1 protein-coding gene is annotated in these 303 nt (G+C 62.4%); it reads right to left on the reverse strand.

The features are described 5' to 3' along the window. Positions 1-104 precede the first annotated feature (104 nt). Positions 105-303, reverse strand: a 199-nt coding sequence (locus tag NE591_RS14195) for a hypothetical protein (RefSeq protein ID WP_256156974.1), incomplete at its 5' end; no start/stop codon positions are given.

The raw sequence follows: 303 nt of genomic DNA on the forward strand, positions 1-303 counted from the left end.
TGGATGATGCTGGTAGTGCTCGTGCTGGGCGCCTTTGTGACGGTGCTGAACCAGACGCTGGTGACGCCGGCACTGCCGTCCATCATGACCGAGATGAATGTCGATCAGTCCACGGCTGACATATTGCCGGACTGCTCGGCGCCCAGCATAGAACCGGCGCCGCGGATCTCCAGATCGCGCATGGCGATGCGCATGCCGCTGCCCAGATCCTGGTGCTCGTTGATGGCGGTGAGGCGCGCGGCGGCCTCCTCGGTCAAAGGCACAATCAGATCGTCGTGACCTGCGAGGACACGGTGTTTATCA

The sequence above is a fragment of the Adlercreutzia sp. DFI.6.23 genome (genome assembly GCF_024462535.1).
Taxonomy (GTDB): domain Bacteria; phylum Actinomycetota; class Coriobacteriia; order Coriobacteriales; family Eggerthellaceae; genus Adlercreutzia; species Adlercreutzia rubneri.